This is a genomic window from Klebsiella aerogenes KCTC 2190 (assembly GCF_000215745.1).
GTDB lineage: Bacteria > Pseudomonadota > Gammaproteobacteria > Enterobacterales > Enterobacteriaceae > Klebsiella > Klebsiella aerogenes.
This window is the reverse complement of record NC_015663.1, coordinates 4025941-4045192: the sequence shown is the minus strand read 5'-3', so window position 1 is coordinate 4045192 and position 19252 is coordinate 4025941. Positions and strand designations below refer to the sequence as shown.

At 54.4% G+C, this 19252-nt stretch carries 24 protein-coding genes; 12 read left to right on the top strand and 12 right to left on the bottom strand.

The window, feature by feature from the left end:
- Nucleotides 1–13 precede the first annotated feature (13 nt).
- Entirely contained in the window at nucleotides 14–178 is a 165-nt protein-coding gene (locus EAE_RS25035) for a hypothetical protein (protein ID WP_015705356.1), read from the bottom strand.
- Between the two features lie 15 nt (nucleotides 179–193).
- Nucleotides 194–598: a YdeI family stress tolerance OB fold protein gene (locus EAE_RS19105; RefSeq protein WP_015366670.1), complete on the bottom strand. Its 405-nt coding sequence runs from the start codon at nucleotides 596–598 to the stop codon at nucleotides 194–196.
- A 144-nt stretch (nucleotides 599–742) separates the two neighbouring features.
- On the opposite strand from EAE_RS19105, the gene EAE_RS19100 reads away from it, so the two are divergent.
- Together EAE_RS19100 and EAE_RS19095 are read left to right on the top strand one after the other, a co-directional pair.
- The gene (locus EAE_RS19100; RefSeq protein ID WP_015705355.1) at nucleotides 743–1246 is read left to right on the top strand and encodes a hypothetical protein; all 504 of its coding nucleotides are present in this window, start codon (nucleotides 743–745) and stop codon (nucleotides 1244–1246) included.
- 11 nt (nucleotides 1247–1257) lie between these two features.
- Nucleotides 1258–1704: a DUF421 domain-containing protein gene (locus EAE_RS19095; protein ID WP_015366672.1), complete on the top strand. Its 447-nt coding sequence runs from the start codon at nucleotides 1258–1260 to the stop codon at nucleotides 1702–1704.
- Between the two features lie 36 nt (nucleotides 1705–1740).
- Here the strand turns inward: EAE_RS19095 and EAE_RS19090 are convergent, their stop codons facing one another.
- From EAE_RS19090 to EAE_RS19080, 3 genes are all read right to left on the bottom strand, one after another.
- Entirely contained in the window at nucleotides 1741–2247 is a 507-nt protein-coding gene (locus EAE_RS19090) for a ferritin-like domain-containing protein (RefSeq protein WP_015705354.1), read from the bottom strand.
- A 112-nt stretch (nucleotides 2248–2359) separates the two neighbouring features.
- Nucleotides 2360–2860, bottom strand: coding sequence for a YciE/YciF ferroxidase family protein (locus EAE_RS19085; protein ID WP_015705353.1), 501 nt, complete (start codon nucleotides 2858–2860; stop codon nucleotides 2360–2362).
- An 88-nt stretch (nucleotides 2861–2948) separates the two neighbouring features.
- Nucleotides 2949–3134 carry a con-10 family general stress protein gene (locus EAE_RS19080; RefSeq protein WP_004143718.1) on the bottom strand — a complete coding sequence of 62 codons (186 nt, stop codon included), beginning with the start codon at nucleotides 3132–3134 and terminating at the stop codon, nucleotides 2949–2951.
- Between the two features lie 458 nt (nucleotides 3135–3592).
- Between EAE_RS19080 and EAE_RS19075 the strand changes: the two genes are divergently transcribed.
- A complete protein-coding gene (locus EAE_RS19075; protein WP_015705352.1) occupies nucleotides 3593–4477 on the top strand; it encodes an SDR family oxidoreductase in 885 nt (294 codons plus the stop codon).
- On the opposite strand, the gene EAE_RS19070 is transcribed toward EAE_RS19075, so the two are convergent.
- On the bottom strand, nucleotides 4474–5388 hold the full coding sequence (locus tag EAE_RS19070; RefSeq protein ID WP_015705351.1) for a TIGR03571 family LLM class oxidoreductase: 915 nt from the start codon (nucleotides 5386–5388) through the stop codon (nucleotides 4474–4476). The two genes, EAE_RS19075 and EAE_RS19070, sit on opposite strands and share 4 nt — an antisense overlap.
- Nucleotides 5389–5562: 174 nt before the next feature.
- Between EAE_RS19070 and EAE_RS19065 the strand changes: the two genes are divergently transcribed.
- Nucleotides 5563–6546, top strand: coding sequence for a zinc-binding dehydrogenase (locus EAE_RS19065; RefSeq protein WP_015705350.1), 984 nt, complete (start codon nucleotides 5563–5565; stop codon nucleotides 6544–6546).
- Between the two features lie 276 nt (nucleotides 6547–6822).
- Complete coding sequence (locus EAE_RS19060; protein ID WP_015366686.1) at nucleotides 6823–7071, top strand: hypothetical protein; 249 nt, start codon at nucleotides 6823–6825, stop codon at nucleotides 7069–7071.
- 194 nt (nucleotides 7072–7265) lie between these two features.
- Here EAE_RS19060 and EAE_RS19055 read toward each other — a convergent pair whose 3' ends face one another.
- Nucleotides 7266–8465, bottom strand: a complete 1200-nt coding sequence (locus EAE_RS19055; protein WP_015705349.1) for an MFS transporter — start codon at nucleotides 8463–8465, stop codon at nucleotides 7266–7268.
- Nucleotides 8466–8569: 104 nt separating this feature from the next.
- On the opposite strand from EAE_RS19055, the gene EAE_RS19050 reads away from it, so the two are divergent.
- On the top strand, nucleotides 8570–9529 hold the full coding sequence (locus tag EAE_RS19050; protein WP_015366688.1) for an AraC family transcriptional regulator: 960 nt from the start codon (nucleotides 8570–8572) through the stop codon (nucleotides 9527–9529).
- A gap of 6 nt (nucleotides 9530–9535) precedes the next feature.
- On the opposite strand, the gene EAE_RS19045 is transcribed toward EAE_RS19050, so the two are convergent.
- A complete protein-coding gene (locus EAE_RS19045; RefSeq protein WP_015366689.1) occupies nucleotides 9536–9802 on the bottom strand; it encodes a VF530 family protein in 267 nt (88 codons plus the stop codon).
- A 296-nt stretch (nucleotides 9803–10098) separates the two neighbouring features.
- Here EAE_RS19045 and EAE_RS19040 point away from each other — a divergent pair, with 296 nt between their 5' ends.
- From EAE_RS19040 to EAE_RS19025, 4 genes are read left to right on the top strand one after another with little or no spacing between them, the layout of a single operon-like run.
- Complete coding sequence (locus tag EAE_RS19040) at nucleotides 10099–11127, top strand: isopenicillin N synthase family dioxygenase (RefSeq protein ID WP_015705347.1); 1029 nt, start codon at nucleotides 10099–10101, stop codon at nucleotides 11125–11127.
- An 18-nt stretch (nucleotides 11128–11145) separates the two neighbouring features.
- Nucleotides 11146–11952, top strand: a complete 807-nt coding sequence (locus tag EAE_RS19035; protein WP_015366692.1) for a MetQ/NlpA family ABC transporter substrate-binding protein — start codon at nucleotides 11146–11148, stop codon at nucleotides 11950–11952.
- Entirely contained in the window at nucleotides 11949–12740 is a 792-nt protein-coding gene (locus EAE_RS19030; protein ID WP_015705346.1) for a methionine ABC transporter ATP-binding protein, read from the top strand. The genes EAE_RS19035 and EAE_RS19030 overlap by 4 nt, the downstream gene beginning before the upstream one ends.
- Nucleotides 12737–13396 (top strand): methionine ABC transporter permease, encoded by a 660-nt coding sequence (locus EAE_RS19025; RefSeq protein ID WP_161798788.1) that lies wholly within the window; start codon nucleotides 12737–12739, stop codon nucleotides 13394–13396. The genes EAE_RS19030 and EAE_RS19025 overlap by 4 nt, the downstream gene beginning before the upstream one ends.
- 18 nt (nucleotides 13397–13414) lie before the next feature.
- Here EAE_RS19025 and EAE_RS19020 read toward each other — a convergent pair whose 3' ends face one another.
- On the bottom strand, nucleotides 13415–14461 hold the full coding sequence (locus EAE_RS19020; protein WP_015705345.1) for an NAD(P)H-dependent flavin oxidoreductase: 1047 nt from the start codon (nucleotides 14459–14461) through the stop codon (nucleotides 13415–13417).
- 91 nt (nucleotides 14462–14552) lie between these two features.
- On the opposite strand from EAE_RS19020, the gene EAE_RS19015 reads away from it, so the two are divergent.
- Nucleotides 14553–15440: a LysR family transcriptional regulator gene (locus EAE_RS19015; protein WP_015705344.1), complete on the top strand. Its 888-nt coding sequence runs from the start codon at nucleotides 14553–14555 to the stop codon at nucleotides 15438–15440.
- Here EAE_RS19015 and EAE_RS19010 read toward each other — a convergent pair.
- The gene (locus tag EAE_RS19010) at nucleotides 15372–16538 is read right to left on the bottom strand and encodes a YbfB/YjiJ family MFS transporter (RefSeq protein ID WP_047077508.1); all 1167 of its coding nucleotides are present in this window, start codon (nucleotides 16536–16538) and stop codon (nucleotides 15372–15374) included. The two genes, EAE_RS19015 and EAE_RS19010, sit on opposite strands and share 69 nt — an antisense overlap.
- A gap of 181 nt (nucleotides 16539–16719) precedes the next feature.
- Complete coding sequence (locus EAE_RS19005) at nucleotides 16720–18048, bottom strand: aminotransferase-like domain-containing protein (protein ID WP_015705342.1); 1329 nt, start codon at nucleotides 18046–18048, stop codon at nucleotides 16720–16722.
- A gap of 98 nt (nucleotides 18049–18146) precedes the next feature.
- Here EAE_RS19005 and EAE_RS19000 point away from each other — a divergent pair, with 98 nt between their 5' ends.
- Entirely contained in the window at nucleotides 18147–19025 is an 879-nt protein-coding gene (locus EAE_RS19000) for a DMT family transporter (protein WP_015705341.1), read from the top strand.
- A 53-nt stretch (nucleotides 19026–19078) separates the two neighbouring features.
- Here EAE_RS19000 and EAE_RS18995 read toward each other — a convergent pair whose 3' ends face one another.
- Nucleotides 19079–19252 (bottom strand): hypothetical protein, encoded by a 174-nt coding sequence (locus tag EAE_RS18995; RefSeq protein WP_015366699.1) that lies wholly within the window; start codon nucleotides 19250–19252, stop codon nucleotides 19079–19081.

The following is a 19252-nucleotide window of genomic DNA, read 5'->3' as shown; positions in this document are numbered from 1 at the left end:
GGTTTCATTACCCTCAGCAGAAACATACCGCTTTGGCGTTTTCCGTCGGATGATAGGGATCGCTTCGGTGATCGTCGCTATCATCCCGTTTCCGCGGGATCTCGCCGTGTTTACCCGGCTCTTCTCGCGCCGGGTGTTTACCGCGTTTATCGAGTTCATGGTGATGCGCTCTGCTCATACTCAGGCTCTCCGGTTAATTGGGCGCTTGTTTGCGCAGCTTATCAACCCGCACCAGCGGCGGCGTCATTTTACTATCCAGGCTTCCGTTGATGCTCACCAGTTTGTCTGGCTTGATGTCCTGACCATCAAAAACGGCTGCCGGAATAATGGCCGCAATGGTGCCAGTTTTATCACGGAACAGATAACGGTCGTCGCCTTCATGCTTAATCACATTGCCGCGCAGGGAAATAGTCGCGCCGTCGTGCATGGTTTTCGCCTGCTCAATGGTCATAATCCGGCCATCCTCCATACCGCGATAGCCGTCGTCCAGCTGGTGCGGCGGCGGCGGTGCGGCATCGTTTTTAAAACCGCCCTTCTCTTCAGCCCAGACGCCAGCGGTGAGTAACAAACAGAGTGTCGCGATTAGCTTTTTCCTCATTATTTCACCTTTCATGTCAGCATGACTGTTATTAAAGTCTGGCCGCGGATAGCGATTTTAACAACGTCAATAATTCTGATATCAGCTAAAATAACAACGTCGCTATCGTATCGTTAAATATAAACATCATGCTGGAGCCGAAAGATGGACAATAATCAACAGGATCCGCCAGAGATAAACGAGAATCTACAGGCGTTACGCTTCGAGTATAACTTCCGGCGCTATGGGGTGGTTTTTCTCGCCATTATTATCATTGCTGCATTATGCGGTTTATTTTCATCTGGCTTCCTGAGCTCCGCCCATCATGAGAATTCCGCTTCATCGTTAACGGTAGACTATGACCGTTTTGCCAGGTTAATGAGCGAAACCGAAGTCAATGTTCAGGTAAAAAACAGTGGCCTCGCTCATACCTCAGTGGATTTTTCACCCACGTTATTAAGCCATTACCAAATTGGTGATATTCGACCGCAGCCCGATAAAATGTACAGCGCTAACGGTCATCTGATACTGGTTTACAATGAAAATAGCAGTGGCGCGCCGCTTTCGCTGTGGTTATCTATCACGCCAAAAACATTTGGCAAACTTTCCACGACACTACAGGCGAACCGGCAACCTGCCGTCACCTTTAGCCAATTTGTCTTTCCTTAGGAGTCACAACGATGGAAATGGTGCTCAGAGCCGTCGCAATCTATCTTATCTTATTGATTATATTTAAAGTTGCTGGCAGAAGAACGCTTATGCAACTCACCAGTTTTGATCTGATTTTACTGTTGATTATCAGTGAGGCCACGCAGCAGGCCATGCTCAGCACCGACTATTCTGTTACCGGTTCAATGCTGACTATTGTCACGCTGGTCAGCGTGGATATTTTATTTGGCTATATAAAGAAGCGCTTTTCTCAGGCTGAGAATTATCTTGATGGTTCGCCGACGATCGTCGTAGAAAATGGTGTTGTCGCTGACGATAAAATGAAAATGGTCAATATCTCTGTGGATGACATATTGCTCGCCGCGCGACAGCACCATGGTATATATCAACTTGAGAAGATTAAATTTGCGATCCTCGAACGTAACGGCCAGATTTCAATTATTCCGACCGAAGCGTAGAGACTTTTCAGCGCCGCATTTACAGACCTTTTGCCGCTAAAGCTTAGCATCAAAACCCGGCGTTTCGGAGCGAATAATATATTGCTCCGTAATATCCGGAATATGTTGCAGCAGCCATTCGGCCATGCCTCTCTCTTCCGCCAAAATACTTTCTAAATCCGCAATCGAATCATGATCGTTGACCTTTTGCGCGGCGGTTAATAAGGAGGTATAACAGGCGACCTCAAACTGCTCGAAAACGTAACCGCTGATCACCCCTTTCACCACTTCATCTTGTGGAAACATTCCTCCAATAGATTGTCCCATTGCGGCGATTTTACTCATTGAGTCTTTAAGAACCGAGCGGGAAATATTGTTGCGCACAATAATATCATCCAGTACGGTAATTTGCCGACGGGTTTCAAAAAGATGCTGCTCAAGGCGGGTACATAATTCCGGATAGCTGTCGGTTCGTTTTACCATTGATTCAAGCATTGATTCGGCCTGCTTTTCCATAGCGTGCGCGTCACGCAACCAATCGTGATAGTTTTCAATATCAGTCATAACAACCTCTTTATACAAGCCAGTACAAACCACATTATCGCCGCGACGAGATGACACCTTTTTATTACAACCGGACTAAGACTCATTTTTTTGCCTGATGCCTTAGATAGGATTAAGCGGACTGTTGGGCATCCTGATTGACGTGTCCAACGGCGATGTCCGTTAATTTCATATCAGCGTCTTTTTCTTCTTCCAGCGTTTCCGCCAGCAATTTCACCGCGGCTTTATAGCCGAGCTGCTCTGCCAGCGTACACAGCGTACCGTAGGCCGCAATTTCATAGTGTTCAACTTTCTGCGCGGCGGCTATCAGCGCAGCATCGCGGATCTCGTTCTTTTCCGTCGCTTCGATCACTTCGTTGGCCTCTTCGATAAGCCCTTCCATCGCCACACACTTCATCCGTTTCAGGCGAATTTGATCATTTTGTTCAAGGAGCTTATCAATACGTTCTATATGGCCCTGTGTTTCCTCAAGGTGAGCGCTGAATGCCGTTTGCAACTCTTCACATGCGCTGGCGCGGGATAGTTTAGCCAGCGCGCGGGTTAACTGTTTTTCCGCGCTGTAGGTATCCGATAATAAATGGGTAAAAATATCTTCAATGGTTTGAATTTTCATAAATCACACCTTTTAAAAACTGCGGGTCGGATGACCCGCAGGGTATTTTTAACAGCAGTTACCAGATCAAATCACTTATATTCACAAGCTAGCTATCACCGGATTTACGGCCGCCGCCATGGCTGTTTTTACCGCCTTTTTTACCGGCTTCGGATGCACGTTCCGGGTCATTTTTAAAATTCCCGCCGCTGTGCTGTCCGCCTTTACGTCCGGCTTCAGATGCTTTTTCCCGGTCTTCTGCAAAATTACCTGAACCACCTCTGTGTTCTGCCATAACGTTTACCTTTTAGCTTGGTTAGTAAAAGATGATTTAACGCTCTAAATCATCGCCGTCGAGAATTAAGTCTGGAGCAATAAGTGAAAAATGCAAATTAAATAAAATATATTAATAGTTGCCATAAAATTAATTAAAAAATAAATAGCGGGGCGGCAAAAATAAACAAGACATCGCTAAGATCATATTAACCAGAAGAAATAAACGCAACGGCACGGCCAAAATCCACAACGACTTGAGCATGAAAAAATAGAACTGTAAATAAAGTTAAATATTCTATTTTTAAATATTTCGTTGAATAATCTGAAAAATAAGTCAGCGAAAGATTATATATAAATCGCCTTATATCAGTAAGTTGGCTAAGGAAAAGCGGGAATATGTCCATTGGGCAGGGATTTACATTTATCGTAGCGTCCGCATACCTTCTATCATTACTCTTTTCTGTGAAGGAGATTGCTATGGATAATGACAAACTGCGTACCAACCATTGGCCACAACCCCCTTTCCCCGATCAACCGCAAACGCCTCCCGGCCTGGCCGCCGAAATGGAACCCACACCGGATCATGGTGAAGTCAGCTACAGCGGGTCAGGACGGCTACAGGGTAAGAAAGCGCTGATTACCGGCGGAGACTCCGGTATTGGTCGCGCCGTGGCCATCGCCTTTGCCCGCGAAGGCGCGGATGTTGCCATTAACTATCTTCCGGAAGAACAGAGCGATGCGGACGCCGTCATCGTGCTTATCAAAGCGGAAGGCCGTACAGCGGTGGCGATACCGGGCGATATTCGCGTGGAATCCTTCTGTGAAACGCTGGTGGAAAAAGCAGTAAGCGGTCTTGGCGGTTTGGATATTGTTGTGAACAATGCAGGTCGTCAGCAATACTGCGAAAAAATTGAGCAACTTACCACCGCCGATTTCGATGCTACCTTCAAAACCAACGTCTATGCGCCGTTCTGGATAACCAAAGCCGCGCTGCCGCACCTCAAAGCCCAAAGCGTGATTATCAACACATCTTCAGTACAGGCTTTTAAACCGAGCCCTATTTTGCTGGATTATGCCCAGACCAAGGCCTGCCTGGTGGCATTCACCAAATCGCTGGCCAAGCAGTTAGGGCCGCGTGGGATCCGGGTCAATGCGGTCGCTCCCGGCCCGTACTGGACGGTGCTGCAGTCAAGCGGCGGACAGCCGGCGGAAAAAGTGCAAAACTTTGGCGGCGATACGCCACTTGGGCGGCCAGGGCAACCCGTTGAGATCGCCCCGCTGTATGTGACTCTCGCCTCTGATGCCTGCTCGTATGCCTCCGGCCAGGTCTGGTGTTCAGACGGTGGTGACGGCGTACTTTAATAATGGAATGCCGGCAGCACCAGTTCGCCAATCTCCTGCATCGTCTCGGCCAGCGGACGCTGGTTGCGACGAAAATGCAGACCGATATGGTTCACGCCGGCATCGCGCATCGCATTTAATTCCTGAATGAGACCATGGCGGCCGCTGCTGATGCCGAAACGATGGCGTTGAATCGGCACATTGGCGTCATCTTGCAGATCCAGGTGGATAAAGCTGATATAGGGTTTCTCGCCCGCTACCCGACGCCACAGCTTGACGCGGCTAACGTGCTCGTCAGGCTGGCCAGGATAGGCGAGCCAGCCATCCATATTGCTGCCTACCCATTGCGCCGTTTGTTGCGCCAAACCAGCAACCAGCAGCGGCGGGGTCGGTTTGGCTGGCAGCAACTCCAGGCCCGGCTCCAGCTGACGATCGGTCTCGCCCTTCAGCACGCTCACGCCGTGACGGAAACGCTCGCCGCGGCTGGCGTAGTCTTCACCAAATAGCGGGTATTCGACCGGCCTGTCGCCGCTGGCGATGCCCAATAGCAGCCGGTCGCCGCTGAGCGCCTGCACCGTGGCGGCGGCTTTACGTACCAGCCATGGCTGACGTAACGGCAGCACAACCGCCGCCGTGCCCAGCAAAATATTTTGCGTCAGGCTCGATAAATAGCCGAGGTAGGTAAAGGCTTCAAAGACGTTAGCCGCATCGCCAAACTGCGGATCGTACAGCGGAACATCGCGGATCCAGGCAGCGCGAAACCCGAGCGTATCCGCCAGTTTAATGCGCTCCGCGTGCTCGCTCATATCCGGCACGCCAAACGGTCGCCCGTCGCGCTGCCGTTTTAGCTGTCCGCTTGTCGACCAGTCATTGTCCAGCGGCAGTTCAATGCCAATCGTTAGCGGCTGCTGGGTTAATTTTTCGATGCTCATGGGTCACTCCGTCAACCGCCGTGCGGTATCACGTTGAAAATATGAGCAAAGTGTTTCATGGAATGCTATTGCGATAAACAGCACTAATCGCAATAGATAATTGCTATTTATGGAATTATCTTGAGTTCTGATTTTGTTTTAATGGACCGCTCACCAACACCAGAGGAAGAAACAATGATAAAAACCGACGCCTGGCTGTGGAAAAAGCACGCCTCCCCGCTTCTGCTTGAACGCCATGAGAAAACGTTAGTCACGCCCGCTGACGATCAGGTGCTGATCGAGAACCGCGCCATTGGTCTTAATCCGGTCGACTGGAAGCTGATGGCTGGTCTCTCCGACGCCTGGCAGGAGGATCAGATCCCCGGCGTCGACGGCATGGGGGTGATTACCGCCGTTGGCCACAACGCCCGCCATCTTCGTCCCGGCACGCGTGTGATGTATCACACCGACCTGCGTTTTGACGGTAGCTTTGCTCGCCATACATTAGTCAGCGCCCAGGCGGTGATTGCGGTTCCCGACCACATCAGCGACCTCACCGCTGCGGCGCTGCCGTGCCCTGGTCTGACGGCGTGGCAGGCAGCGCAGAAAATCCCCCATCCGGCTGGCGAGAATGTACTGGTCAGCGGCGCGGGCGGCGCTGCCGGCAGTCTGCTAAGTCAATTACTGATTGAGAGCGGCGCTAACGTCTACGTTACTGCCAGCGCCACGCATCACGCGAAACTGCTGGCTCGCGGGGTGATTCAGGCCTTTGATTATCACCATACCTCCTGGCCGCAGGAGCTAAAACGCGCGCTGGCGGGTAAATCGCTGTATGCCGCTTTCGATACCGTAAATCAGCAAAATGCCCTTTCGCTTGCCGGTTTGCTCGGCTACTACGGCCATCTGGTCTGTATACAAGACCGGCTCGAGCACGCGCCGCTACCGGCGTTTACTACCAGTATCTCATTGCATGAGGTCGCGCTGGCGGCAATCCATCCTTACGGTACCCAGAGGCAGTGGAGTCGATTACGTCAGGCCGGGGAAAACATGCTGCAGCAAATTGGCCACGGCGAACTGATGATGCCGCCGATAGAAAGCGTCAGTTTCGACGAGATCCCACAGGCGCTGGAAAGGCTAAAACAGAACAATAACGGTATTAAGTACGTAGCGGTGCTGTAATATTCATCAGCACGATGAATAACCTCAATCCCAAAAACCGGGTAATCAATGCCACATCCAACGGGCCTCTTTCCGCTGGATGAGGCATTCATCGCTTCGCTTCCGTAGGTCGGTCTGGTGCTGAATGGTTACAATAGCCTGGGATTCAGCAGAGTGATTAGCAAAAATATAACAGCTAGATCGCCAACTAATAGTCACACACATCGATTAAAAACTCAGATTGAAAGAATCAAAAAAAGGAGTAACGTTAAAAAAACATTAACAAAGAGGTGCAAAATGTTACGCGATTATTTAAAACTGGATTCTGAAGACCAATTAGTTGAACAACAAAGCGGTCATCAACCTAGCCAGCAGTATACCGAAGTGACTGAGTGGGTGATCCTCAATAAAGAGGGTAAGAAAAAAGGCCGCGTCTCCCTGTTTGATAAATTTAATACTCGCCGCTCGTGGAACGTTAATTTTCGTATTACCCAATTTGATAACAGCGGTAAAGTTATCGTTGACCAACTGACAGACGCTATTTAATAGAATAATTAATAACATAGCGCCCAATCTGTGATGGAAACCACCTGACAAAACGCTGAGGCCAGCAACCGCATTCACGCGGGAAAGCGTAAGAAGTTTTTCAACTCATCAATTAGTCGCTCGTTTTATAATAATAAAATGAGTACTCGCTGCGCCTTAAGAAAAATAAACGCGCCAGTCGGCGCGTTTAATCATTAATTGTTTCTGACCGGCGGCGTCACCCTGACGCCAATAAAGACAATCAGCATGGCGCTTAATAATAACAGCCCGCTGCCGGTAAATACGCCGCTGGCGCCGCTGATATCAAATATTGCCCCACCGCCGGCAGCCCCGGCGCTAATGGCCAGCTGGATCGCCGCGACTAATAATCCCCCTGCGCTTTCCGCTTCATCCGGTACCGTAGTGGCAAGCCAGGTTGACCAGGCCACCGGCACCAGGCCGAATGCAAATCCCCACAGGGCGACCAACAGGCCATCCAGTAGCGCAATATGACCATACAGCACCATCATCAGCGCCAGCAAGCTCATCGCCAGTGGCACCAGCGCCAGCGTCAAACGCAAACTGCGCGCCAGCAGATGCCCGGCAAGCGAGGTGCCAATAAAGTTGGCCACGCCGAACCCCAGCAAAATCAACGACACCCCTTCTACACTTGCCAGCGCCACGGTTTCGAGAAACGGCCGCAGATAGGTAAAGAAAGCGAAGTGTCCGCCAAAAATCAAAATCGAAGCCAGCAGGCCGCCAACCATTCCCGGCCGCCGCAGTACCTTAAAGAGCGTACTAAAGCTGCCAGCGCTCTCCGGGCGCATCGACGGCAGTACCCATAGCTGCCACAGTAGCGCGACCAGGCTCGGTACGGCGCAGATGATAAAGACGTTACGCCAGCCAATGAGCGCGCCAAGATAGCTACCCAGCGGCGCCGCCACTACGGTGGCAATCGACACCGCCGAGAAGATGATCGCCAGCGCTTTCGGCACCATCGCCGCCGGAACCAGCCGCATCGCCGTCGCCGTCGACATCGCCCAGAAGCCGCCGATAGCGATACCAAGCAGCAAGCGCCCCAGCAGCAGGAACTCCAGTGAACCGGCAAATGCCACGATCAGACTGGAGATGATTTGCAATACGGAAAAGAACATCAGTACCCAGCGACGGTCGATATTGCGGGTAGCGGAGGTAATCAATAACCCCGTCACCAGAGCGATTAACGCCGTGGCGGTCACCGCCTGTCCGGCCATCCCCTCACTTACGCCCAGGCTGCTGGCCATCGGCGTCAGTAAACTGGCCGGTAGAAATTCAGCGACGATCAGGCCAAAGACCCCCAACGCCAGCGCATACACGGCGCGCCACGCCGGACGGGCGTTAATCGCGCTCTCTTCAGCGACAATGCAAGAACTCATATACATCTCTCCAGAATCATTAACATTCGCCAAGCTTAGTGGCTTCCGTTAAGACGATATATGATACATACTCTGCAATTATTGATTATTCGTCCGGAAAAACGATGAGCCAGCAAACCTTAGATCTGACCAGCGAGCTGTTACAGGGCATGCGACTGTCGGGTGTGAAATACCGACGGATCGAAACCTCACGTCCTTTCGGCGTGGAGTTTAATTCGGTTCCTGGCAAAGCGCAGTTTCATTTTGTCAGCCGCGGCCCGCTGCTGCTACAAATGAGCAACGGTAAACAGTTCTCGCTTGAAAGCGGCGATGCGGTGTTCATTCCCAATAGCGATGCGCACGCCCTGCTCTCAGATAGCAAAGCCGCGCGGGTGAACGTGATGGAGCTCGACAGCAAACCGGTCTGCGGGACGGTTTCCTGCATCAAAAACGCGGGCTGCGTTAATACCGAAGAGAATGCGGTTATCTTCAGCGCCTGTATGGATTTTGAATTAGGCGGAATGCAGCCGCTGGTTCGGGCCATGCCGGAGGTAATGCTGGTGAGTAGCCTGTTAAGCGCCCGCCCGGAAATCCAGCCGCTGCTGGCGGCAATGGAGCGTGAATCCCTGACGCGTCAGGTGGGCTATGCCGGCATTCTGGCACGTCTCGCCGACGTCGTCGCGGCGCTGATCGTCCGCGCCTGGGTGGAATGCGGCTGCGGTAACGCTACCGGCTGGGTACAGGTACTGCGTGACCCGAAGCTATCGCGCGCGATATATGCTATGCATCAGCAGCCCGGCGTCAACTGGAAGGTAGAAGACTTAGCCCGCGAATCCGGCCTGTCGCGTTCGGTGTTCGCCGAACGTTTTCTCACCGCCACCGGTACCACGCCGGCCCGCTACCTGACAGAATTACGCATGCGCCTGGCGGTACAATACATCAGCCATGAAGGCGAAGCGCTGGAAAAAGTCGCCTTCCGCCTCGGCTACAACTCGCTCGCCGCCTTTAGCCGCGCCTTTAAACGCATTACCGGCAAAGCGCCGGGAGCGCTACGCAATGGGGTCAATGAACAAGCGGTAACCTGATAAGCGTTACTTCTTCTGCCAGTTGGCCCACGGGCCAGCGTCGGCGGGTTTGTCGATGAGCCCTTCCAGCGAATCGAGATAAAAGTTTTCCACTTCTTTACGCGCCCACGGCGTGCGGCGCAGAAATTTCAGGCTCGACTTAATGCTCGGATCGCTTTTGAAACAGTTGATTTTGATATGTCGGGCCAGTTCATCCCAGCCATATCTGGCCACAAGGTCAGTGAGTAACGCTTCGAGCGTCACGCCGTGAAGCGGATCTTTTGACGTGTGCATTGTTTTTCCTGCATGAAAAATTTCGCTCACCATACGGACCGCGGCGGCATCATGCAACATCCCGCCACTTTTTTACATCACACCCACGCGGTTTCCCCACTCCTTATCTGTTTTTCGCAAAAGCACTGAACCCACCGCGGTCATAAATTAGAAAAGAACGTTATTGGTCGAAAAAATTGCGCTAAGGCAAGCTGAGCGCATCTACCCGACAGAGGAAATCATCATGCGCCGTTGTTGTTGCCGAACCCAGAATCACTTCATAGCCAATGACCCGTACCCCGTTCTCGGAGAACACAATGAACGCCACGACTTTGCCGATTCTCGATCTGGCCCGCTATACCAACCCTGCTGAAAAGAGCGGTTTTCTTGCCGACCTCCGCCATGCCGCTCGCGATATTGGTTTCTTTTATCTTATTAATCACGGCGTGGACGCCGGATTGCAAACCGAAGTTCAACGCCAGGCGCGACGCTTTTTTGCTCTTGATGATAGCGAAAAGCAGCAGGTGGCGATGATTCATTCCCCGCACTTTCGCGGCTATAACCGCGCGGCTTCCGAGCTCACTCGCGGCCAGCCAGACTGGCGCGAACAGTTTGACATCGGCGCCGAACGCCCGGCTTTAACTCTCGCCGAAAACGCGCCACGCTGGCAGCGTCTGCAGGGACCGAACTTATGGCCCGCCGCGCTACCGTCGCTGAAACCGACCCTACTGGGCTGGCAGCAGGCGATGACCGGCGTTGGGATCACCTTGCTGCGCGCGTTTGCCGAAGCGCTACAGTTGCCTGCCGACGCCTTTGACGCGCTGTATGGCGAGAAGCCGAATGAACATATCAAACTGATTCGTTACCCCGGGCAGCGTGAAACGAAAAGCGCACAAGGCGTTGGGGCGCATAAAGATTCTGGATTCTTAAGCTTCCTGTTACAGGACGAGCAAAAAGGACTGCAGGTGGAAGTCGCGCCGGAGCACTGGATCGACGCCACGCCGCTGGCGGGCAGCTTTGTGGTGAATATCGGTGAGCTACTTGAGCTGGCGACTAACGGTTACCTGCGCGCCACCGTTCATCGCGTGGTCTCGCCGCCGGCAGAACAGGAACGCCTCTCAATCGCCTTCTTTCTTGGAGCGCAGCTCGATGCCGTGGTGCCGGTGTACCGCCTGCCCGCCCATCTGGCGCAGGAAGCGCTCGGCCCGGATAGCGATCCGCAAAATCCGCTGCTGCGGGATGTTGGCTGGAATTACCTCAAAGGGCGGCTGCGTTCCCACCCGGATGTCGCCGAACGTTATTACCAGGATGTTTTTCGCGAACGTACTGAGCAACTGATCGTTTAATTTAATAAGGATAACAATATGAAATATGCCGCATTCAAACTGGCAGGGGTCGCTTTATCTCTTTCTCTGGCATGGACATCCGCCCAGGCTGCCGCGCTGCGCGTTGCCGCTGACCCGGTACCACACGCTGAGATCCTCAATTACATCAAAAAAATCGATCCCAGCCTCGATATCAAAGTGGTCGAACTCACCAGCGGCGTTAACGCCAACGAGCTGCTGGCGAATGGCGACGTTGATGCCAACTACTTCCAGCACGTTCCGTATCTGAAGGATCAGGAAAAAGCGCTGGGTAAGACCTTTGCCGTCGCCGCTACGGTGCATATTGAACCGCTGGGTATTTATTCCCGTAAGCACAAAGACTTTAATTCCGTCCCGGAAAACGGGACCGTCGCGGTGCCGAACAACACCACCAATCTCAGTCGCGCCTTGTTCCTGCTACAAAGCCAGGGATTAATCAAACTCGGCGCTAAATTCACCAACCCGGCGACCACGTTAGCTACCCCGAAAGATATCGTGGAAAACCCCAAACATCTGAAGATCCTCGAAATTGAATCGCCGCAGATCCCGCGTTCCTTAGACGATGTTGATTTAGCGGTCATTAACGGCAACTATGCGCTGGAGGCGGGACTGGTACCGGCGAAAGATGCGTTAGGGCTGGAGAGCGCGAACAACAACCCTTACGCCAATATCCTGGTGACGACGCCGCAATTGGCTAATGACCCACGCATTAAAGCGCTGGCCAAAGATCTCACCTCGCCGCAGGTTGCCGAGTTTATTCGCAAAAACTATAACGGCTCGGTTATCCCGGTTGCGCCGCAATCATGATTGAGGTCGTCGGGCTGAGTAAAACCTATGCCGGAACAGGCCGACCGGCGTTAAACGACGTGTCGCTGCAGATCCCGAAAGGCGCGATTTATGGCATTCTCGGGCGCAGCGGTGCAGGCAAAAGCACGCTGATCCGCTGTCTCAATTTACTCGAACGGCCCTCTGCGGGCCGGATTGTGGTGAACGGGCAGGATATCACTCAGTTAGACAAAGCCGGTTTACGTCAGCACCGTCTGCGCACCGGAATGATCTTCCAGCACTTCAACCTGCTGCATGCCCGCAACGTGGCTGACAACGTCGCGGTACCGCTGGAAATCGCCGGTGTCGAGAAACGTGCGCGCCGCGAACGCGTGCTCGAGTTGCTGGAGTTAGTGGGACTGGCGGATAAAGCAACCGCCTTTCCATCCCAGCTTTCCGGCGGTCAAAAGCAGCGCGTCGGCATCGCCCGCGCGCTGGCGGCCGGCCCGGATGTGCTGCTATGCGATGAAGCAACCAGCGCCCTCGATCCGGAAACCACCGCCTCGGTACTGGCGTTACTGGCCGATATCAATCAGCGGCTCAATCTGACCATTGTGCTCATTACCCATGAGCTGGAAGTCGTCAAAACGTTGTGCGATCACGCGGCGCTGCTGGAGCATGGCGAAGTCATCGAGAGCGGGAAAATCGCCGATCTGCTGGTGGCTCCGTGGTCCAGATTACGTCAGTCGTTACTGCATAATCCGCAGGCGGAGCAGGATTTCCTCGCCCGCCACGGCTTTCACGGGAGGCCTTTATGCGTAGTCGCATGAGCTGGGAAGATTTATGGCCCTTATTATGGGAAGGCAGCCTGGAAACCCTCTATATGGTAGGGCTGGCGGCGCTGTTTACCATTTTAATCGGCCTGCCGGTCGGCGTGTTACTGTTTGTCTCCCGGCGCAACGGCCTGGCGCCGATGCCGAAACTGAATGCGCTGCTGGGGGCGATTATCAATTTTGGCCGCTCGCTGCCGTTTATTGTACTGCTCATTGCGCTGATCCCCTTCACGCGTTTGATTATCGGCACCACCTTAGGCAGCACCGCCGCCGTCGTGCCGATTACCATCGGCGCTTTTCCGTTCTTCGCGCGACTGACCGAAAACGCGCTCGACGAAGTGGATTACGGACGCATTGAAGCCATTCTGTCGATGGGGGGTAATCTGTGGCACGTTATCTTTAAATCGCTGCTGCCGGAGGCGCTACCGACCCTGCTTGCCGGGATCACCCTGACTATCGTGATGCTGATTGGCTTTTCATCGATGGCGGGCGTCATTGGCGGCGGCGGTCTTGGGGACCTGGCGATTCGCTACGGTTATCAGCGCTTTAACGATCAGGTAATGGTCGGTACGGTACTGATTCTGGTGGTGATGGTTCAGGGCGTACAAATGATCGGCGACAGGCTGGTACGACAGCTTGCCCATCGCCGCTAAGTTCTCATTCGCAGGCGGCTACTGCAGGCCGCCTTCCTCCACGAGAACCCTGACCAGCTCTGCCGCCGGCATTTCGCGGATCATCGCCACCCCTTGTCCCGCCCAGTGCGCGCCGAAACCATGATCGCCCTGCGCTTTTGCCGCCGTCGCCAGCGCTTTTCCGGCGTCATAAGCGAGCGGATAGGCGGGAATTTCTCCTTCGCCGATTTCGTGCCAGCTATTTTTAACGCAGCGTGCTGGCCGACCCGAAATAGCCGCTGTCAAAAATGTGACAACGTCACTATTTTGCGTGAGCGCCTGTCGATATCCACTATCTATAGCCGCTTCCGGGCACAATAAAAATGCGGTTCCCAGCTGAACGCCCGACGCGCCGAGCTGCATCAGGCTGACTATCGCCGCCCCATGCATAATGCCGCCGGCGGCGACAATGGGTAAATCGACAGCCTGCTTTAGAGCCTGAAGCAGAGTGAAGGTGCTCATTTGACGATCGTCGCCGTGTGGGTCAAAAATCCCCCGATGGCCACCGGCCTCATACCCTTGCGCAATAACGACATCAATACCCGCTTGCGCAATTAATCGCGCTTCGTCGACGCAGGTGGCGGACGCCATCGTCACCGTTCCCTGTTGCTGGAAGCGGCGAATAACCTCTGACGACGGCACGCCAAAATGAAAACTCACCACCGCCGGCTTCTGTTCAAGCAGCATATCGAGCATGGATTGATGTTGATGGAAGGTCTGATAAATCTCGTTAAGCTGTTTCGGCGGCGTGCCGTGATAACGGGCAAACGCCGGAGCCAACCGCGCCAGCCACTGCGCTTCCTGAACGGCATCGCGGCGCGACGGCGTATGACAGAAAAGGTTGACGTTAAAGGGACGATCGGTGAGCTGCCGGGTTTGTTCAATAAGCGCCTGCGCCTGCGTAACCGTCGACGCGCCGAGCCCCAGCGAACCCAATCCTCCGGCGTTGCTTACCGCTGCAGCCAGGGACGGCGTCGACACCCCTGCCATCGGCGCCTGAATAATCGGATAACGAATATTAAGTAATCGCGGTAAATGCTGATTCATTGGCGATCCTGTGCAATTTGCGATGTGAGGCATTAACCATCTCTTTTTAAGATGTTAAGATCAACAATATTGTTATATTGAGAAGAAAAATATGAACCACACCACATTACTGATCTTTAAACTGGTGGCCGAAACCCAAAGCGTCACTCAGGCGGCGAAACAACTTGGTCGCGCGCAATCCAATATCACCACGCGCATTCAGCAGCTAGAAGAGGAGCTGGAGGCCGAGCTTTTCGTGCGCGGAAACAAGAAGATGCTGCTTTCTCCCGCCGGGCAAAACTTCCTCAGCTACGCGCGGCGAATTTTAAGCCTTGCCGAAGAAGCCAAACTGGCGCTGCACCCTGCACGGCCCGCGGGAACGTTAAAGCTTGGCGCGATGGAAGCCTGTGCCGCCAGCCGCCTGCCGGCCATATTGCCTTTGTTTCAGCAACGCTGCCCGGACGCCGACCTGACATTGCGTACCATGCCCACCCGTCAGCTGACTGAACTGGTCGAAAACGCAACGCTTGACTGCGCGCTGGTTTCACTGCCGGCCGGTCCGGACGGCAGCCTTCAATGCCCACAAACGCTTGAATATCTACCGCTTTTCATCGAACAGCTGGTCCTGATCGCCCCTGTTGATGGGCGCGACTACCGCTTTGCCGCCTTCCCGGCAGGATGTACCTACCGCCAGCGCGGCATCGAATATCTGCAGCAGACGGGAACGCACGTGGACATCGTCGAAGTCAGCTCCTATCACGCGATGATGGCTAACGTCGCCACCGGTCGCTACGCCTGTTTGCTCCCGGAAAGCGTCCTGCCCCTGCTCACGCTGCCCGCAGGCTGCCAGACGCAATACGTCACCCAGGCCGCCACCCAGCTTATCTGGCGCCGCGGGTATGTGTCGCCTATTCTCGACGCCCTGCGCCAGTTATTGCTGGCGCCGGCCGCAGGCAACCAGCCCGGCAGCTCCCAGCAACACGCCGCTGGCCGTCAATAGTGAAGGATTAAACGATCCCGTCAGGCTGTATAAACCATCGGCGACCAGCGGCCCGATTATCTGTCCGACGCCGTAAGTCGCCGTGAGCGCGGCGATCATATTAAATTTTACCGCCTGATTTAGCCGCTTGCCCTCTGACAAGGCAATGGTTACCGTCCCAAGGAAGGTCGCTCCAACCAGCAGCGCGCTCAACAGACAAAAGGTGAATGAGTGGCTCCATGCCGGTAAGGCCACGCCGAAGGCCTGAATAACGAGATTGCTACAAAATGCCCGCTGATAGCCAATTTTCAGCACGAGTTGATGCCAGATAAAACAGGAAGGTACCGCCGCGAGACCAAATACCGCCCACAGGTGCACCGGGTCGATACCCGAGAGCGCGCCGTGCAAAAACAGCGGCAAATAGGTCGCGGTGATGATGTAGCCAAAGCCCGCGAGGCCATAAATCAGCAGCAATTTTACCGCATCGCTCGTGCGCCCATTGTCGCTCGGCATCGTTGTTGCGGGCCCGCTGTTTAACGCCAGCAGCGAATCCGCCGGGCTTAATAATCCGCGCAAGGCGCATAAAAACAGCATCGTCGCCGTGATGGCGCACAGTAGCCAGATTTGCTGACTGCTAAACGCCAGCGCTTTACCGGCGGCAATAAACTCCGCCGACAAAAAGATCCCCATCCCGACACCGGCAAACAGTACCGGCGCGCCGTTATGATGTTTCATATGTTGCAGTAGCCATAACGAGGCGGAGATAAGCGTTACCGCGCTGAGCACCCCGGCCAACCCGCGCAGGATAATGATAGCCAGCGGCGAACGCAGCCAGGCCAGTAGCGCCAGACAAATTAGCGTCAGAATGACCGAGACAATATTCATTCTGCTCGCCTGCTCCGGCTTTGCCTTCGCCAGTAACAATGCCCCCAGCAGGTACCCGGCATAATTAGCGGAGGCGGCCAGATTCCCCTGACGCAGCGTCAGGATCTGATCGCTTAACATCACCGGCAGGATCCCGGTGAAGGCGAAGCGGCCGTAACCCATACCAATCATTAATACCGTCGCCCCTGCCAGCGCTAATAAGAAAGCGTTTATCTCCGGCCTGATTTGTCGCATCTGCGTTACCCCTTGCACAATTTAATCTCAAAAAGAGAATATTATTTAACTTTAATTCTCTTTTTATTATGTATTAGCGTGATGCGACGAGCAAGCCGCCGCGCCAGGGCAAAGAGTAAAAGCACCAACCAGAGGATACTTCGGTTAGCGACGAAGGATGGTTGTCAAAAGCGCACGGTCGTTAAACGCCGTACTCGATAATAGGCCGCATTATCTTCAGCGCAGCGCTCAGTTTATCGAGGCTCGGTGACGCCAGCGCCAGACGCAAAGCATGCGGCACATCACGACCGACGCTGTACGGTTCGGCGGTGGAAATAGCGATATTCATGGTTAGCAGCTGTTTCACGACGCGATCGGCGCGGACGTCCTCGCCCAACGGCAGCCAAAGGAACCAGGCATTTTCATTGCCGATCATTGGTAAGCCAGCCAGTGCCTGACGGGCGATGGCCTGCCGCCGCCGCGCATCTGCGCGCATTATGGTTTCGAGCCGGGCCAGCGTCCCATCCTGGATCCAGCCGCAGACCAGCGCCGTCGTTAAGGCCGGCGTATTCCAGCTGGTGGCGCGGATCGTCCGCTCTATCGCCGGCATTAACGCTTCGCGGCATACCACCATGCCAACCCGTAAACCGGTGGCGATGTTTTTTGAAAAACCGCACACATAGACCGTACGCTCAGGCGCCAGCGACATCAGCGGCGGCGGCGCGTTCTCGATCAACCACGCATAGGCGGCATCCTCAATAATGAACAAATCGAACTGGCGGGCAATATCAACCAGTTTGCTACGCTGCGCCAGATTCATTACCCAGCCGAGAGGGTTATGCAGCGTCGGCATGGTGTAAATCGCTTTTACCCGCCGTTTTTCACACAGGCTGCGAAGCATGTCGAGATCCGGCCCTTGCGCTGTGTGCGGGATAGCAACCAGTTCAAGTTGATAGAGCCTGGCGAGGGCGCGAAATCCCGGATAGGTCAAGGCATCTGCCGCAACCACATCGCCGGGACGCAGCAGGCCGCCGAGCGTGACCGCCAGCCCATGCTGAGCGCCGTTAACGATAGCGACCTGCCCGGCGCTGGCCGCCATACCCTGTCTGTTAAGATGCTGGGCCACTATTTCCCGTTCGCTCATGCGTCCGGCGTGCGGTTGATAGCGTAACAACGCCTCCAGATCGCCCGCGCCAGACAGTTTTTTTAATGCCTCGCGCAGGAGAACGGTTTGTTCCGGCAACGCCGGAGAGTTGAAATTAAGATCGATCATGTCCGGGGCAATGGCGTGCTGATCGACACCCAGCCCCGGCGGCAAGCTCAGTTCACGCACAAAAGTCCCGCGTCCCGTTTCGCCGCTGACCAGCCCCATTAACGCCAGTTCTCTGTAGACCCGCGTCGCGGTAGCCAGAGAGATTCCGTGTTCCACGACCAATTGCCGATGGGTCGGCAGCTGGCTGCCAGCCGCCAGCGCACCGCTGCGGATGGCTGCCGCATAGCGATCAACCAGAGATTTATAGCGGTTTTTCATCGTCATTGTATCCATGACAATTATTTGATTGTCATGGATTGTGCGACCTACTATCGACCCGGTCAACCACATTAACTATCACTACAAAGAGGTCACACGTGCACAACCGTCGCGCTTCCACTTCTATATCCGGTTGGATAAACGGCTTTATCGGCGTCGCTATTTTTAGCGGCTCGCTACCCGCCACCCGCATCGCCGTGCAGGAATTCGATCCTTTTTTCCTGACTTTCTGTCGTGGTGCGATTGCCGGGGTGCTTGCGCTGGGCCTGATCTGGCTTTTACGCCTGCCGCGCCCGCAAGCGGGACAATGGCGTTCACTGGCGCTGGTTGCCGGCGGCGTGGTCATCGGTTTTCCGCTGCTGACGGCGCTGGCGCTGCAGCGGGTGACGTCAGCCCACTCAATTGTTTTTATTGGGTTATTGCCGCTAGCGACGGCGATTTTCGCGGTGATCCGCGGCGGTGAGAGACCGCGCCCTGCCTTTTGGGGATTCTCGCTGCTGGGCAGCATACTGGTAGCCAGTTTCGCGCTGGCCGGTAACACCGGGATGTCCATTTCAGGCGACCTGCTGATGCTGGCGGCGGTAGTGGTCTGCGGATTGGGTTATGCCGAGGGGGCGCGCCTCACCCGAGAGCTTGGCGGGCTGGCGGTCATCTGTTGGGCGCTGCTCCTGTCCCTGCCCCTGATGGTGCTAGCCTGCGGGTTAACGCTTCCCGTCAGTTTCCGTGGTATCAGTGCGTCTGCGTGGACCGCGCTGGCCTATGTCTCGTTATTCAGCATGCTGATAGGTTTTATCTTCTGGTATCGGGGACTGGCAATCGGCGGTATTGCGGCGGTCGGTCAACTCCAGCTATTGCAGCCCTTTTTCGGCCTGGCGCTGGCGGCACTACTCCTTCATGAATCAGTGAGCCCGTTGATGGTTGCCGTCACGCTTGGCATCATTTTCTGCGTGATCGGTTCGAAGCGCTTTGCCCGTTAAAATAGTCGGCAGCCTGATTTGAGGCGAGTTCCTCTCTCAGGCTGTCTTTATCATCAATTAAACTGTGGCGCGACCGAATGGCCGCAGGCGCTGTTAGCGTCAATGGTGTCGTTCATGCAGGTCTGCGAATCAAGGCCCTGACCCGGCGCCATCCCCGAGGATGATGAGGAACCTCCTGAACAGGCGGATACAGCAAAAACAATGAGCAATATAAGTAATTTTTTCAT

Coding starts and splice junctions, on each gene's coding strand:
- EAE_RS25035 (WP_015705356.1), bottom strand. CDS start 178: ATGAGCAGAGCGCATCACCATGAACTCGATAAACGCGGTAAACACCCG.
- EAE_RS19105 (WP_015366670.1), bottom strand. CDS start 598: ATGAGGAAAAAGCTAATCGCGACACTCTGTTTGTTACTCACCGCTGGC.
- EAE_RS19100 (WP_015705355.1), top strand. CDS start 743: ATGGACAATAATCAACAGGATCCGCCAGAGATAAACGAGAATCTACAG.
- EAE_RS19095 (WP_015366672.1), top strand. CDS start 1,258: ATGGAAATGGTGCTCAGAGCCGTCGCAATCTATCTTATCTTATTGATT.
- EAE_RS19090 (WP_015705354.1), bottom strand. CDS start 2,247: ATGACTGATATTGAAAACTATCACGATTGGTTGCGTGACGCGCACGCT.
- EAE_RS19085 (WP_015705353.1), bottom strand. CDS start 2,860: ATGAAAATTCAAACCATTGAAGATATTTTTACCCATTTATTATCGGAT.
- EAE_RS19080 (WP_004143718.1), bottom strand. CDS start 3,134: ATGGCAGAACACAGAGGTGGTTCAGGTAATTTTGCAGAAGACCGGGAA.
- EAE_RS19075 (WP_015705352.1), top strand. CDS start 3,593: ATGGATAATGACAAACTGCGTACCAACCATTGGCCACAACCCCCTTTC.
- EAE_RS19070 (WP_015705351.1), bottom strand. CDS start 5,388: ATGAGCATCGAAAAATTAACCCAGCAGCCGCTAACGATTGGCATTGAA.
- EAE_RS19065 (WP_015705350.1), top strand. CDS start 5,563: ATGATAAAAACCGACGCCTGGCTGTGGAAAAAGCACGCCTCCCCGCTT.
- EAE_RS19060 (WP_015366686.1), top strand. CDS start 6,823: ATGTTACGCGATTATTTAAAACTGGATTCTGAAGACCAATTAGTTGAA.
- EAE_RS19055 (WP_015705349.1), bottom strand. CDS start 8,465: ATGAGTTCTTGCATTGTCGCTGAAGAGAGCGCGATTAACGCCCGTCCG.
- EAE_RS19050 (WP_015366688.1), top strand. CDS start 8,570: ATGAGCCAGCAAACCTTAGATCTGACCAGCGAGCTGTTACAGGGCATG.
- EAE_RS19045 (WP_015366689.1), bottom strand. CDS start 9,802: ATGCACACGTCAAAAGATCCGCTTCACGGCGTGACGCTCGAAGCGTTA.
- EAE_RS19040 (WP_015705347.1), top strand. CDS start 10,099: ATGAACGCCACGACTTTGCCGATTCTCGATCTGGCCCGCTATACCAAC.
- EAE_RS19035 (WP_015366692.1), top strand. CDS start 11,146: ATGAAATATGCCGCATTCAAACTGGCAGGGGTCGCTTTATCTCTTTCT.
- EAE_RS19030 (WP_015705346.1), top strand. CDS start 11,949: ATGATTGAGGTCGTCGGGCTGAGTAAAACCTATGCCGGAACAGGCCGA.
- EAE_RS19025 (WP_161798788.1), top strand. CDS start 12,737: ATGAGCTGGGAAGATTTATGGCCCTTATTATGGGAAGGCAGCCTGGAA.
- EAE_RS19020 (WP_015705345.1), bottom strand. CDS start 14,461: ATGAATCAGCATTTACCGCGATTACTTAATATTCGTTATCCGATTATT.
- EAE_RS19015 (WP_015705344.1), top strand. CDS start 14,553: ATGAACCACACCACATTACTGATCTTTAAACTGGTGGCCGAAACCCAA.
- EAE_RS19010 (WP_047077508.1), bottom strand. CDS start 16,538: ATGCGACAAATCAGGCCGGAGATAAACGCTTTCTTATTAGCGCTGGCA.
- EAE_RS19005 (WP_015705342.1), bottom strand. CDS start 18,048: ATGAAAAACCGCTATAAATCTCTGGTTGATCGCTATGCGGCAGCCATC.
- EAE_RS18995 (WP_015366699.1), bottom strand. CDS start 19,252: ATGAAAAAATTACTTATATTGCTCATTGTTTTTGCTGTATCCGCCTGT.